Source organism: Dorea sp. ICN-14282, assembly GCF_037890115.1.
Lineage (GTDB): Bacteria > Bacillota > Clostridia > Lachnospirales > Lachnospiraceae > Dorea_B > Dorea_B phocaeensis.
The window spans coordinates 944,036-958,255 of sequence record NZ_JBBKBH010000001.1; the positions used below are offsets into that span (position 1 = coordinate 944,036).

A 14,220-nucleotide genomic window follows, 5' to 3' on the forward strand; every position below is an offset into this window, starting at 1 on the left:
TCTCCTCTTCATCTATTTTTTTATCTCTTCCATATACTTCTTCGCATCTTTTAGGAAACTTGCTACAATCAGCACAATCACCGCTCCAACCGGAAATGCTGCTATAATGCTCACGGACTGGAGATTACTCATGGAACTGTCGGAAAATACCAGTGCAATCGGAAGTAAAATCAACAGTACGCACCACATTAATTCTACCACCTTGTGCGGCGTCTCATCTTCTTTCAGTCTGTGATAGCTGTAACAGGAGGCAATCAGTGCAATGGAATCAAACGATGTCGCATAAAAGGCAATCATCGTAAGCAGAAGAAGTACCAGCACCAGCGGAGCGCACGGAAGCGTCCGAATAATTGAGATAATGACCTCATAGAGATCCCCCGATTTCTCATAAATCGCAAGAAAATCGGCCTTTCCCATCACTTGAGCACCCAGGGAGTAATTTCCCAGGATAATGAAACTGATAATCGTGGAACCAACGCCAAATACATAACCGCCCACAATCGTCTGACGCACGGTTCTTCCCCTGGAAATGCTTCCGATAAAGAATGGAGCCGCTACACACCATACCATCCAGTATGCCCAATAGAAGATGGTCCAGTTCTGAGGGAACGATGTAGTCCGTTCCGGATCCGTAAAGGTTGCCAGTTCAAAGAAATTCTGTACCATTCTTCCCAACGCTGAAAATCCGGTCTCCACAATATATCTCGCCTCACCGCCAAACAAAAGTACAAATGCCAAAAGTCCAAAGAACAAATAAATACAGGATTTCGCCAAAAAGCTGATTCCCTTAAATCCGTGCAAAAGAGAATACGTATAAATGATACAGGTAACAATCAGAATCACGATCGTCACCGCTGTCCGACTTAATTCTACATGGAACAACTCATTGATCACACTTGCCATAAGCGGTGTTGCCAGACTGAATGTGGTAGCAGTTCCTGCGATTAGTGCAAATACGGCCAAAAGGTCAATGATTCTTCCTCCCCAGCCATCGGTATGTTTTCCAAGAATCGGGCGGCATGCTTCTGAATACTTCTGTCTCTCTCTCTTTCGCACGTGAAGCATAAATCCAAATGCAACCGCAAGTACCAGATAGAATCCCCACGGAATCAGACTCCAGTGAAAGATCGGATACACGCTTGCCCAGTCCTGGATACTTCCAAGCTCTGCAATATGCGGATCCGTTGCATACAGAATCCATTCGGAAAAGGAGTAGAACAAAATGTCTGCCGCCAGACCTGCCGTAAACATCATGGATCCCCATGCAAAGAATGAAAATTTCGGTTTCTCATCCTGCCCTCCAAGGACAATATTGCCGTACTTAGATCCCGCCACATAGAAGGAAATCAAGAATACTCCCAGTCCAATAATCAAGTAATACGTACCAAATGTGTCTCCTAATACAAACCGGATCTGACTTAATACCGCATTGGACTGTTCCGGCATGCAGAAAAAGAGAACACACAGCGCAACAATAATTCCCAACGGCAGCAGCGTGATCATCCAATCTATTTTCTTATATTCTTTCTCCGACTGATTATTTGCCTTCATTTTCTCTTCCTCCTTCTACATACTTTCGGTAACTTTCATCCAGCTCAGCTAATTCTTCCAGACTATCAATTTCAACAATATCGCCTCTGTGCATTTGACGAATCCCCAGCTGATACTCCTGCGGATAACAGAACAACGCCACATCGTCCCAATATATCTGCGTATTCTTCTTCTCTTCAAACTCTCTTTCCAGATGCTGCTTCAGTTTCTGCCCGTCTTCTTTGGACCACCTTGATACGCTGTATAACTGCCAGCCTTTTTCTCCGCCGGTTCTGCTGCAAGAAGTCACAACACCTTGCGTTTCCGTCAGAAGCCATTCGTCTGTCTTCTCTTCTGTCCAGATGCAATTGTATCCAGATCGTTCAAATTCAACCGCAAGAATTTCCGGGTTATAAACCAACTGATCCCCGTCTAAAATCATTGCATTTTCAAGATGTTCTCTTGCCACATACAAAGATGAAATATTATTGCAGGTGTCATAATACGGATTTTCAATCAGCTTCAAGCCTGGATACTCCTGTTCCAAAATGGAAAATTTTTCTTTCAAATGACCTACCACAACATAGATCTCTGTAATCCCATTTTCCTGAAGTCCCCGAATTACGGTATCGATCATTCTAACGCCATTCACTTTTACCAACGGCTTTGGCGTGTGCAGGGTAATCGGCTGCATACGCTTGCCAAATCCTGCCGCCATAATAATTGCTCTTTCTACTCTATTCATATCTTTTTGCATCCTTTTCCAGTTCTTTCTTTACAATCCGGTAATATTCTTTTGCATAGCGATATTGTTTGAGAGAATATTCTCCAAATTCCACACCGCAGATCCGTTTGTATTCACACCAATTGCTCCAAAGGAGACCACATGTTGCGATATAACAGTAGATTTTTATCCGGACGCTTCTGTCTGTATCGCCATCAAAATAAAAATCAATCAATTGATCAATCTGTTCTCTGTCATACATGGCATAGATTGCAAACATCGCAATATCCACATGGACATCCTGCATGCCCGCATACTCCCAGTCAATCAAATAGGTTTCATCCCCTCGGATCAGGAAGTTATCACACACTGCATCAATATGTGTTAATGCCACCTGTTTTGGCTGTGCATCAATATACTGCCGCAATTCATAGACTCTCTTCTTGGTATCTTGATAGTCTCTGTAAGCAGATGTCTCTTCTCCCCACAGACTCTCATAATATTCGATTTGATCATACAGATCAAAGGCATGAGCAACCTTTAGATTTAACTCATGGAATTTCTTTAAATACTGCATACACCGCTTTACATCTTCCGGTTCTTCACTATTACAGTTTCTCACTCCATCCATGTACTCAGTGATCTTATAACCATTTTCCGGTGACATATAGATCACAGGATCTGTAATATCCCGGCCAGCAAGCTGCGTATACACATCGTATTCCTGCTTCCTGTTGATCATCTTATCGGTGCCTTCCCCCGGAATTCTCATAATATACTTTTTCCCTCGGCAGGAAAACTGAAATGACCGGTTCGTCATTCCTTTCTTCAATGCCCGAATTTCGGTAATCTCTTTTTCTTCGCAGGCAAGCACCTGACGAATCAACTGGATGACGCCTGATTGCAGCTGATTAGAATCACTGTCCAATTCACGAAGTTCTTCATACGTATTGATTTCACAGACCATTTCGCTCTTTACTTCTCTAGGTTCTGTCATCATTCTCTTGCCATCCCAAAGCGCCTGTTCCCAAAATGCATGATCATATTCCTTCTGCCCTGCCATCACTTTTAATGCTTCCTGTACTCTCTTAGCTTCATTTTGGAGAAGGTAAGCAATTCCAATCATGCAATTTCCTTCTTCTTCTCCTTTCACGGACACCAGTTCTTTTTTTCGATTCACCCGCACAGAACTTCTCTCATCCTTCTGCTCTGTCACCATATACCAGGAATACCATTCATGCCCCGAAAACGGATTCTCTTTGCACCAGATGTCGCACGGAACAATGTAAGTATTTCCCAATCTGTTCGCCACACAATTTAAAGAGTGCAAATTATTCTTCGCTGCATAATCCTTGTTAAACACCAGCTCTACACCATATTTATCAATCAAGTATTCATACTGCTCCTTCATAAATCCGACAACCACATAGATTTCCCTGATCCCAGCCTGATGAAGCTGACAGATCATGCGTTCAATCAGTGGTTCTCCTTTTACTTCCAGAAGTCCCTTCGGTACTTCTACATTAATTGGAACCATACGCATTCCGTATCCGGCCGCTAATATTACCGCATTCTTTGGCTTTTTGGTCTCCAATTCCTTTTTTGCTTTATCTGTCAGACATTTGTTCTCATCTATATATCCTTCTTCTTTTGCCTGCTTCAAAGATGCATTTACCGATCCCACTGCATATCCGGTAAGTTCCGCAAGTTCTCTCTGATTATATTCTCGATTTTCCTCTAATTTGTTCACAATATCATATGCTTGTTTGTTCATGTACTTATCTCCTTTAATTTTTATGAACATCTAAAGTATATACCTGTCTTCCTGGTATTGCAATACTTTTTTACATTTTTGCTGGCAAATCATACTTTGGCATAAAAAAAGGATCTCACGAAGAGATCCTTTTTCTATTCTTTCAATTTTACAATGCAAACAACTGAACACAATAGGTCTGGTATGTATTTCCCACTTTCAGTTTAAATACAGAAATTCCTACGGAATTTGCATTTGGAGAAAGCATATTCAAGTTATGTCCTACAGATGCTTTCCAACCTGCCATAAAGTCTTTTGCCGTCATATAAGAGGATCCTGCCGCAATGTTCTCTGCCACTGCCCGGTCGTATACGCTGAGACAGTCCGTTCCATTTGGTCTGGTGTGCTCAAAATTATAGGCAATCTCATACCCTCTGGTATCTACAGCTGCCTGAAGCGCGAAGTTTGCAGGCTGGAGAACTTCCAAGCCTTTCTGCACCCGGTATTCGTTCAACTGCTTAAAGATATCATCCGCCATCTGCGTATCAAAGTAACCAACTACCGTTGCTTTCTTTCCATTTACCAACTCTACTTCATAGACTTTTTCGTTGCCGCTTAACGGAACCCATTTGCCGTCTGATCCCACGTAATGTCCGCCAATCCATTTGTTCACTGCCATGGTTCCATCTGCCTGTACATAATACTCTCCGATCCACTTGGATGTCTGTTTCACGCCCTTACTGTCACTGTAATACCAGTGTTCTCCAGCAATAAACCAGCCCACCTGCATAGCTCCGTCTGCTCGAACATAGTATTTATCTTCAATCCACTGTGATTCATACATGCGTCCGGTCTCAGGATCACAATAATATTTAACACTTCCAACTTGGATCCAGCCTTTTTTCATAGCTCCTGACGTATCATAATAATGCCAGCCATCTTCCTCCTCAGCCCAGCCGGCTACCATCATTCCATTATCCTTGAAGCTGTAAATCTGTCCGCCAATCGTCTTTTTCCCGGTTACCATCATTCCGTTTGGCTCCAGATAGTACCAGGCAGCTCCATCTTTCATCCAGCCGGTTACCATCGCTCCGCTTCCGTTTAAATAATACCAGGCTCCGTCAATATTCTGCCAGCCCGTTGCCATCGCTCCGCTTTCCGTCAGGTAATACCAAGCACCGCCAATTACCTGCCAGCCCGTTGCCATCGCTCCGCTTCCGTCCAGATAGTACCAAGCGCCTCCGATATTCTGCCAGCCCGTTACCATATAGCCTGCCGCATCAAAGTAATACCATTTTTCTTCGATCAACTTCCATGTACGTACTGGATAACTTCCATCTACATTGCGATACCACCAGCGTCCTCCTGTGTTTATCCACTGTGCCGGTCTGTAGTGTGTAATCCATGCCCCACTGGCATCTACATAATAGTCACCAATCCAGGTATCAGAAGCCATCAGTCCATTCTCTTCCATATAATACCATGTACCATTAACAACCTGCCAGCCAGTCAGCATCACACCATTCTTGTAATAGTACCAGCCTTCTTCCTTCTTCACCCAGCCATTTAAAATCTGAGGTATTTCTTCAGACGGATTCGCTCTCTCCTCACTTACAGCAGACTGTTCTATCACTCCATCTAAATTTGCCTCTTCTGCCAAAACTGCATTTGTCTGTTCTTCTGCAAATACCGGCATCGCATCCATTGCAATTACAGAACCACTCATCATTACCGTTAATCCGGCAGCCAGGATTCGTTTTCTCAATTGTATCTTCATATTAACCTCCCACGTTCTAAATTTATTGTTATTAGAAATTATACCATACCCTCTATGATTTTTAAAGGCATTTATCACTCTACCATTCCGACAGCGTTTCCAAGCGCTGTCTCTTCTCCATCAGAATCCACTGCATATGCATGAATCTGGTACTCCCCTGTTTGATAATTAAAATTAGGGATATTAATATTCACATGGTAGTTCCCATCTTCTCCCTGCTCCATCAGAATCCACTGAAGATCGCTTTGATCTTCTGCTGTCCATACCGCCAGCTGAAGAGACTGAATCTCTCCCTTTACATTCCTGATATTTGACACCGTAACCGGAAGCGCTCCCGACTGAAATTGATAACTGTCTACCGCAATATCCGCCGCCGGAAGCTTTCCGTCTCTTGCCAATATTTCCTCTTTATTCTCATCAATATCTGCCAGTTCTTCCATCAGCTTCGACTTTCTTCCAATCTCATTCTTCATAGTTGGAATACCAAATCGTTCAATCAGCGTCTGCTTGGAAGAGAACAGATTCGTCCCCAATCCAAGCTGGTCTCCTTCAATCACTGCTCCCAGTGACGCAACGGTAGTCGGAAACATATCAAAAGTGGTGTACTCCCTCTTTGAAGCCGTCTCCACCTTTACTGGCGAATTCATATATGCGGTATACACTTTTCTTTCATAATCACTTTCAATATTTTCGCAGAAATCACTGTCCATCGTAGGATGATCTCCTGCCAATACAATCGTTGTATTCTCGTAAAAGTCCTGCTGCCTGATCCACTCTATAAACTCCTCTACCTGTCGGCTGGAACATGCCATTACATTGGAATATTGATCCTCATACATATCCGGACAGCTCTCACAAGGATATCCATCTTCAAAATGCGTATCTACCGTTAACATCGTTAAATTAAACGGTGTATCCTGACCTGCTAATTCCAGAAGCTTTTCTTTCGCAAACCCAAAAAGCTTTTGATCCTCATAGCCCCAGAACACCCGATATCCTGCCGGAATCATTCCCGTTTGGCTTGCATATGTATAATCCACCATGTCATAGTTGCCATGTTCTGTAAAATACAATTCTCTCCCGCCAAACTTTGCTTCCGAACCGATCAACAATGTCTGAGAATATCCTTCCTTCTCTAGAATGTCTCCCAGGGTAGTCGTGCTTGCAAAAAAATGATCCTGTGTATCCATGTAATTGGAACTAATGGATATATTCAAAGGAAGCCCCGACGTCTGCGCAAACATCGCTCCCATTGTCCAGGTCGCTCCCGGCATCGCATATCCGCCATTGAGCTGATCCGTTTCCCCCGAAAAATCTTCACTTTGTTGTGCCAGCTTTGTAAGCTCCGGAATCACATTTTTCTCAAATGCTCCTCCATTTTTCTGGTCTGCGTAAGTCGTCTCCATAGACTCTAGAAAAATATAAATCAAATTTCGCTTCTGATCCGGAAATGAAATCTCTACTTCTTCTGGATCCACATAATAATCATCAATGAAGGTGGAATAGGATCCCTGCGACTTTACATAATTTCCTACGTCCAGCTCATTCCATGCGCCGCGAACAACCGTTCCGGACAATATCAATGAACCGACAATTCCGATACTCATCAACGCATAATAACGCCGCTTCTTTCGCCACGCAGCCAAAAGGATCACAAGAAACAGCAATACTAATATGGTCGGTACTACACATACATTCAAGTATTCTAATATCATTCCTTCATTCGTACCTTCCAGCGGCGCCGTTATGTGATATACCAGCTCATCCATTGTAAGATTACTCCATGTATCAAACATCCAGCGAATGCTAAAACAAAGCAGCGCAGCAATCACAGCCAGCAAAATAGTCATTGCCGTCCCAATAATTTTTCCTGTTTGTTTTAAATAAGTCCTTCCTTTTTTATCCATTGTATCTGATCTTCTTCTATATATCCTAATATTCTCCTGCCTCGATCAAAGCCTTAATCGAATTTACAACCTCTTCCTTATCTTCTTTATAAGTTACTCCAAACCATTTATCTTTCGACTGCAGCACCCGCACTGTCACCCGATCCTCTTTCAGCCATTCTCCAATAATCGTCGGAAGCAGATATTCTGCCTTTACCTCTCCTTCCGGTAAGTCTTCAAGAAAGATATGGAAACCCTTCTCCAAATCGTCAAATACTTCCGGCATCAGCCCCCACATATTCATAGACACTTCAGATTCTACATCTATCGGCGTTGTACCGTCCTCCGCCTCAATCTGTGCTCCTTCTTCCGTCTGTACAATATTATGGGTTTCTACAATATCGGTAAGCATCCCATTCTCATCCACCTTACATACACCTCTGGTAACCCCGCCATAGGCACTTAGTGTATTCTTCAGTACAAAACCAACCATGCAAAGTGGAAGCCTGTCTTTTTTCTCAGGCTCCTTAGTCAGATAATCATAAGCCGTCTGGTATGCCGTTTTCCCATAATAATCATCTGCATTAATCACCAGAAACGGCTCCTTTACTACCTCTTTACAGCACAGAATTGCTTGACCGGTTCCCCAAGGCTTGGTTCTTCCCTCTAACTTCTCCTGATACTGTCGTGGAATATCGGAAAGTTCCTGAAATACATACGCCACTTCTACCTGCTGCTCTATCCGCCTTCCGATAATCTCCTTAAAATCCTTCTCGATATCTTTTCTGATCACAAATACTACTTTATCAAAGCCTGCTGCCAATGCATCCTTCACCGAATAGTCCATAATAATCTCGCCATTTGGCCCAACTGGCTCCAGCTGCTTAATCCCGCCGCCGAACCTGCTGCCAATCCCTGCCGCCATAACTACTAATGCCGCTTTACTCATAATTCGTCCCTTATTCCACAGTGTATGAAGCCATGGAGTTCCTTTCTACTTTATATTTCTGAATTTCCATTGCTTAGATTATAACAAATTATGAATAAAATAACCAGTCATTTGCTTGATCAGCGTTTCTTTTCGTACATCTCCTTCAAATAGGTTCCCAGTACCCTGCTAAACTGATTTCCGGATTCTCCATACATATGTCCCTCGTAATCAAGATAGTTTCGAATCCCTCTATCAAAATCATCAAGGGGCAGGTAATTAAAATCATAATAAGGAACGTCATATGCCTCCATAAGTTCTGTGTAATACCTATGTGCCTCTTCAAACACATCTCTGTACAGATCCAACGTTTCCTGCGGAACCGGAGTGGTAATAACCACAAGCTCTATTTCCTCTTCCCGGCAAAGCTCTGTCAGTTTTCTAAAATATTCTTTTTCCACATCCTGGATCTGCTGCTGATTCCAAAGGACAATATTCTGTGAGCCTTTGTCCCCATTTGGATCCGTAATCTGATACATATATCCTTCTTCTGTATAATCCTGCAGCCCATTGTTCAGCGGGCCTACTTCATAATTTTGATAAGCGCTGCTTAATTTCATCCGAACTGTCTCTTTGATATTTCCCGCCTGATTCCGATAATAGAACCATGGCGCCAACGTCACTCGGATGTCCATCTCTTTCACTTTAGCCCAAAAATATTCAAGCTTTACCAGCGACATCGGAAACTCTTTATATATATAGACAGAATTGGACCCATGATTCTGCACGGTAGACCAATAGGACGGATCCAGCTCATAAATAATTCGCTTTGGCTTTTTCTTCCGGCAGGCTTCCTTTACCAAAAAGTAAGAATCTATCAAATGTTCATCCGGCATACAGATATTGGTACTCTTTCTTCCTGTAATCTGATCAATAATCTCAGGATTAATCGCACTCAATCCATGAGAGGTTCCGATAAATATATCATCATACTGAGTCGTCCCAATCCGATGAACATTGACCCGCGCAATGTTATATTGCTGAAGCGCAAAATTCAACAGTCCTGTCAGCAGACAGCAAATGACTACAAACCCTGCCGCCCTTACTGCTTTCCATTTAAAACTGTGCATAAATAAACCCTCCGTTTGTCGTCATCACATACCCAAACATCGGAATTCCAAACAACAGCATTCCGTAGACTGCCCATCGAAACAAAAGCGGCTTTTCCGCCAGACTTTCCCGAATCTTAACTCCACGTTCCTGACGGAAACTAATGAAAAACACCACCAGGCATCCCACAAGCAAAATCAGATAATCCAGCCAATCCAATCCCAGTGTAAGCAGTGATCCATCCTGAAAAGCAGAAAGAGAAAATCCGGTAACGGTCGTCTTCATCATGGTAAATGCAGCTGACAAGCTAACTGCCATATCGAAATACCAGCTGATATTGATCAGAACAAACGTCCGCAGAATCTGTACCACTTTCCAACCTCCCGATTTCTGATTAATCGAAAAAATTTCCAAACCCTTACGATAAACCGGCGCCAGAAGGCTGCTTACAGAGATAATCAATCCGTGATACAAGCCGTATGCAATAAATTTCCATGCAGCACCATGCCAGACTCCCACAAGCAAAAACACAATCAGATTTGCAATACAAATGGGAATCACACGCCCGGTCTTCTTACCAAACACTTTTTTAGACCATTTTCCGATACGCCCCATCCACTTGGAAAGAGACACCGGATAGAACACATAATCCTTCATCCATGTTCCAAGCGTAATGTGCCACCGATGCCAGAAATCCGTAATGGAGACTGCAAAATACGGTCGTTTGAAATTTTGATCCAGCTCTATTCCAAACAAAGACGCCACGCCCATAACCACGTCCATTCCACCGGAAAAATCCATATACAATTGAACCGAATACATCAACACCGCCACAAGATTGAGAACCCCGGAATACTGAGTATAGTTCAAAAACACCTGATTAACCACAACTGCCGCCCGATCAGCCAATACCAATTTCTTAAAGAATCCCCACAGGATCAGCTGCAGCGCATATTGCATTCTCTGCAGATCAAATCGATGTTCCTGATACAGCTGCACAGCCAGTCGGTCAAACCTTCCAATGGGTCCTTGCAGAATCTGCGGAAAGAAGGATACGAACAAGGCAAACCGAAGCAGATTTTTCTCAGCCTTACATTTTCCCCAGTAAACATCCAATAAATAGCCCATTGACTGAAATGTATAGAATGAAATTCCAAGAGGAAGCATCCACTTCTGAAAAGAAAAATCGGTATGAAATATGGCATTTACATTTTCCACTGCAAAATTAGCATACTTTAAAACCGCCAGCATTCCAAAATTCAGTAAAAGACCAAGCGTCAGAATCCTTCTCTTCGCCACCTTAGCCTCCTTCTTCGAAAGTTCCTTCTGCTCTACTTTTTCCAGAAGTCTCCCCGCCGCATAGGTTGTACCTGTCGTATACACCAAAAAGAGGAGAAGCTTCACTCCCGATGATGCATAATAAATATAACTGAACACCAACAGCCACAGCCACTGATATTTCTTTGGAATCAGATAATATCCCACCGCTGCCACTAGCACAAACAGCAGAAATTCCATGGAAATTAACGACATGCTTATCCTTCCTCCTGAAGGCGCTTCACCATCTGGTACAGTGCCTGTGCAGAATTGAAATTCTCCGGCACAATATCTGCCGGCGTAATCCCAATATCAAATGCCTCTTCCAGTTCACTAACAATTGATAAAATTGCAAAAGAATCCAGCCATTCATCGTCAATCAAGGTCGTACAAGTTTCATAATCCACATCCGGCTGAATCTCACTTAAAATTTCTAATAATTGTTCCATAATTATTCCTCCTGATTCCATTCATCTGTTCTTTTTCGGTCTCTCATAAGCTGCATCCCACATTCTCTTGAATAAAAGAAAATTCGTGGAAGATCTCTGCTTAAAAACAAGTAAATTCCTTCCGTCACGGAATACGCTCCGACCCGCTCAAACACCAACAAATCCCCAATTGCAGCATTGGAAAGCGGAAGATTCTTTACCAGCACATCATTCACTGTACACAGAGAGCCACAGATATTCCACCGTTCCTTTTCTTCTTTCTCTTTTTGTGATAGATGCACAAAGTGCGGAATCTTCATTGCCATCATCTGCCCAAAATACGATAAATGATGGATTCCCCCATCCACAATTCCATACCTCTGTCCTTTATTGATTTTCTGATCTACAATTCGAGTCAGATAATAACCACAATAGGCTGCCAGATACCGCCCCACTTCCAGCGTAACAGTCCCCTGAAAGCGAAGCCCATCTAACATTCTGCTAAGCGCATCCAAAAGCGCCTCATCATCCACTTCTTCATCCGACTGAAAATACGGTACATAAAATCCCGGACCATATTCCAATTCCTCTGCCCGGTATCCATACCGTGTTTCCATCTCTTCCATCATTTGATCCAGATATTCCAGTTCCTGCTCCATCTTTTTCAACTTCTTTTTCTGCGTTCCGGAATAATACTGAAAACCAGAAATGTTAACATGGGGATACTCCCATCTATGCTCCAATACTTTTGCAATGGATTCTTCGTCCATTCCAAATTGATTTCCACTTGAAACCCGAAGCAGCGCCCGGATATTCTTTCCCGCATCTGCGGCACAGCTCTCTAAAATCTCCAACTGCTGTTTCGATTCTATCGTGAATGTTCCTTTCCCTCCATACGTTTCCACAGCATGGCAAATCTCCCGATCTTCTTTGTACACTCCTGACAGGACAATCTGTTCCATCGGAATCTGATGCCGTTCACAGATACGAAATTCCCCCGGCGAACACACCTCATATTTATCCACGAAATTCTGGAGCGGCGCGACAAGAAAGGGATTGGCCTTCATTGCATAACACAGCCGGATCCTATTTCCCAGACACCTCCGGATCATCTGCAGACGATCCTTTAGTTCATCCAGATCAAACACATATGCCGGCGTAGCAATAGAATCCTTCCAGCCTTCCAGCCAGTCTGTGCTTCTCTCCTCCTTACCCTCGTTCATACTGTCCCTCCTCATACAATTCCATCAAACGTTTTCGGTCAATCTTTCCATTTTTTGTTACCGGGAATTCCAAAACTTTTACAAATACATTCGGGATCATAAAACTCGGAAGAACTTCTCCCAAAATCCGATGCAGCTGTCGTTTCTCTGCTTCTCCAGCATAAAAAGCCAGGATCTTCTGCTTTCTTTCTTCATAGAGACATACACTCCGCTTTAAACTCTCTACTCTCTCCATTGCAGCCTCGATTTCCCCCAACTCAATCCGATGCCCCATATGCTTAATCTGAAAGTCTTTTCTAGTTGCAAAATAGAGTTGTCCGTCTTCCCCGTAATAGGCCAAATCTCCCGTCCGATAAATGGTTTCCATATATCTGTCGTTCAATGGATTCTGTACAAAAACCTTCTTCGTCTGCTCCGGATTTCGATAATACCCTAGCGACAGCGCTGTTCCAGCCACACAAAGTTCTCCTTTCTTCCCAGTTTCTTCCACCAGATGATCCTGTTCATCTAACAAAAACACCTTCTCATTCGGGAATGCCTGTCCAATCGGAATCTGTTCTCCCAGTTCAAATTCCCGATCAACAATATAATACGTACAATTGCAGGTGATTTCCGTCGGGCCATAGACATTGACATACAGTGCATCCGGAAGATAGCTTCGCCATTCGTTCAAATGACGAACCGGCATCACTTCTCCACTGAAAATCACTTTCCTGATCTGACGGGGTACTTTATACTCAAATCCCTTCAACGTTGTGATAATACACAACGCTGATACCGCCCAAATTAGTGTTGTAACCTGCCGTTCTTCCAGATAATCCAGCAATTTCACCGGAAAAGAAAACAATTTCTTTGGAATAATCTGCATCGTCGCTCCTGTTCTCAACGTAGAATAAATATCCTTCACCGACACATCAAAATCAAACGGAGCCTGATTGCCAATTACGTCTTTAGGCTCAATTCCAAATAATTCTGTAAATTCTTCTATGAAATCAATGACTGAGCGATGACTGACCACGACTCCCTTGGGAACCCCTGTGGAACCTGAAGTAAACATCGTATAGAGAGGATCGGTATCCTGACTCCTTTGCCGGATCTCTGCAAGCTTCTCCTCATTAACGGCCGACTGTGCCGCTTCTCCTATATCGATCTGCTTTGCTCCAAACGCCGGCGCCTGATATTGTTTCTTGTAATTTTCTTCCGTAATAACAACGTCTGCATCTAATGTATAAAGAATCTTCCGAAGGCGTTCTGCCGGAAGCTTGGGATCTAACATCACATAAAAGCATCCCGCATACACCGCCCCCATAAATGCACAGATTGCCGATACCCCCTTTTCCATAAATACAGGAACCGGACTTCCCGGAGACACCCGATCAGCCAAATAAGTTCCTATCGCTTTCGCAGTCTGCTTCAATTCCCGATAAGTACAGGAAACCTTTTCATCAGCAAAAGCAATCTGATCCGGAACAAGCTTTTCTGAACTTTCCAAATAGTCTAAAATATTTCGAACCATTTCTCCCCCCTTATGAATTCTACCCACA

At 43.2% G+C, this 14,220-nt stretch carries 11 protein-coding genes; all 11 read right to left on the reverse strand.

Features of this window, described 5'->3' with window-relative positions:
- Positions 1-12: 12 nt before the first annotated feature.
- Positions 13-1,551, reverse strand: coding sequence for a BCCT family transporter (locus WKT00_RS04440; protein ID WP_101695507.1), 1,539 nt, complete (start codon positions 1,549-1,551; stop codon positions 13-15).
- Positions 1,538-2,275, reverse strand: a complete 738-nt coding sequence (locus tag WKT00_RS04445) for an NTP transferase domain-containing protein (protein WP_101695508.1) — start codon at positions 2,273-2,275, stop codon at positions 1,538-1,540. The genes WKT00_RS04440 and WKT00_RS04445 overlap by 14 nt, the downstream gene beginning before the upstream one ends.
- A complete protein-coding gene (locus WKT00_RS04450) occupies positions 2,268-4,028 on the reverse strand; it encodes a phosphotransferase (protein WP_101695509.1) in 1,761 nt (586 codons plus the stop codon). Before WKT00_RS04450 ends, WKT00_RS04445 begins: the two co-directional genes overlap by 8 nt.
- A gap of 148 nt (positions 4,029-4,176) precedes the next feature.
- Complete coding sequence (locus tag WKT00_RS04455) at positions 4,177-5,784, reverse strand: CAP domain-containing protein (RefSeq protein WP_173814434.1); 1,608 nt, start codon at positions 5,782-5,784, stop codon at positions 4,177-4,179.
- Between the two features lie 74 nt (positions 5,785-5,858).
- Positions 5,859-7,691: a GBS Bsp-like repeat-containing protein gene (locus WKT00_RS04460; RefSeq protein ID WP_340261233.1), complete on the reverse strand. Its 1,833-nt coding sequence runs from the start codon at positions 7,689-7,691 to the stop codon at positions 5,859-5,861.
- Positions 7,692-7,716: 25 nt separating this feature from the next.
- Entirely contained in the window at positions 7,717-8,619 is a 903-nt protein-coding gene (locus WKT00_RS04465; RefSeq protein ID WP_340261235.1) for a nucleotidyltransferase family protein, read from the reverse strand.
- Positions 8,620-8,738: 119 nt separating this feature from the next.
- A complete protein-coding gene (locus WKT00_RS04470; protein WP_173814437.1) occupies positions 8,739-9,728 on the reverse strand; it encodes a hypothetical protein in 990 nt (329 codons plus the stop codon).
- On the reverse strand, positions 9,715-11,241 hold the full coding sequence (locus WKT00_RS04475) for an MBOAT family O-acyltransferase (RefSeq protein WP_173814438.1): 1,527 nt from the start codon (positions 11,239-11,241) through the stop codon (positions 9,715-9,717). Before WKT00_RS04475 ends, WKT00_RS04470 begins: the two co-directional genes overlap by 14 nt.
- Before the next feature lie 2 nt (positions 11,242-11,243).
- A complete protein-coding gene (locus WKT00_RS04480) occupies positions 11,244-11,474 on the reverse strand; it encodes an acyl carrier protein (protein WP_173814439.1) in 231 nt (76 codons plus the stop codon).
- A 2-nt stretch (positions 11,475-11,476) separates the two neighbouring features.
- Complete coding sequence (locus WKT00_RS04485; protein WP_340261239.1) at positions 11,477-12,676, reverse strand: alanine racemase; 1,200 nt, start codon at positions 12,674-12,676, stop codon at positions 11,477-11,479.
- Positions 12,663-14,192 carry an amino acid adenylation domain-containing protein gene (locus WKT00_RS04490; protein WP_340261241.1) on the reverse strand — a complete coding sequence of 510 codons (1,530 nt, stop codon included), beginning with the start codon at positions 14,190-14,192 and terminating at the stop codon, positions 12,663-12,665. The genes WKT00_RS04485 and WKT00_RS04490 overlap by 14 nt, the downstream gene beginning before the upstream one ends.
- Positions 14,193-14,220: the final 28 nt, after the last annotated feature.

Excerpts from the sequence above, each read along its gene's own strand:
- WKT00_RS04440 (WP_101695507.1), bottom strand. The coding sequence starts at position 1,551 with ATGAAGGCAAATAATCAGTCGGAGAAAGAATATAAGAAAATAGATTGG.
- WKT00_RS04445 (WP_101695508.1), bottom strand. The coding sequence starts at position 2,275 with ATGAATAGAGTAGAAAGAGCAATTATTATGGCGGCAGGATTTGGCAAG.
- WKT00_RS04450 (WP_101695509.1), bottom strand. The coding sequence starts at position 4,028 with ATGAACAAACAAGCATATGATATTGTGAACAAATTAGAGGAAAATCGA.
- WKT00_RS04455 (WP_173814434.1), bottom strand. The coding sequence starts at position 5,784 with ATGAAGATACAATTGAGAAAACGAATCCTGGCTGCCGGATTAACGGTA.
- WKT00_RS04460 (WP_340261233.1), bottom strand. The coding sequence starts at position 7,691 with ATGGATAAAAAAGGAAGGACTTATTTAAAACAAACAGGAAAAATTATT.
- WKT00_RS04465 (WP_340261235.1), bottom strand. The coding sequence starts at position 8,619 with ATGAGTAAAGCGGCATTAGTAGTTATGGCGGCAGGGATTGGCAGCAGG.
- WKT00_RS04470 (WP_173814437.1), bottom strand. The coding sequence starts at position 9,728 with ATGCACAGTTTTAAATGGAAAGCAGTAAGGGCGGCAGGGTTTGTAGTC.
- WKT00_RS04475 (WP_173814438.1), bottom strand. The coding sequence starts at position 11,241 with ATGTCGTTAATTTCCATGGAATTTCTGCTGTTTGTGCTAGTGGCAGCG.
- WKT00_RS04480 (WP_173814439.1), bottom strand. The coding sequence starts at position 11,474 with ATGGAACAATTATTAGAAATTTTAAGTGAGATTCAGCCGGATGTGGAT.
- WKT00_RS04485 (WP_340261239.1), bottom strand. The coding sequence starts at position 12,676 with ATGAACGAGGGTAAGGAGGAGAGAAGCACAGACTGGCTGGAAGGCTGG.
- WKT00_RS04490 (WP_340261241.1), bottom strand. The coding sequence starts at position 14,192 with ATGGTTCGAAATATTTTAGACTATTTGGAAAGTTCAGAAAAGCTTGTT.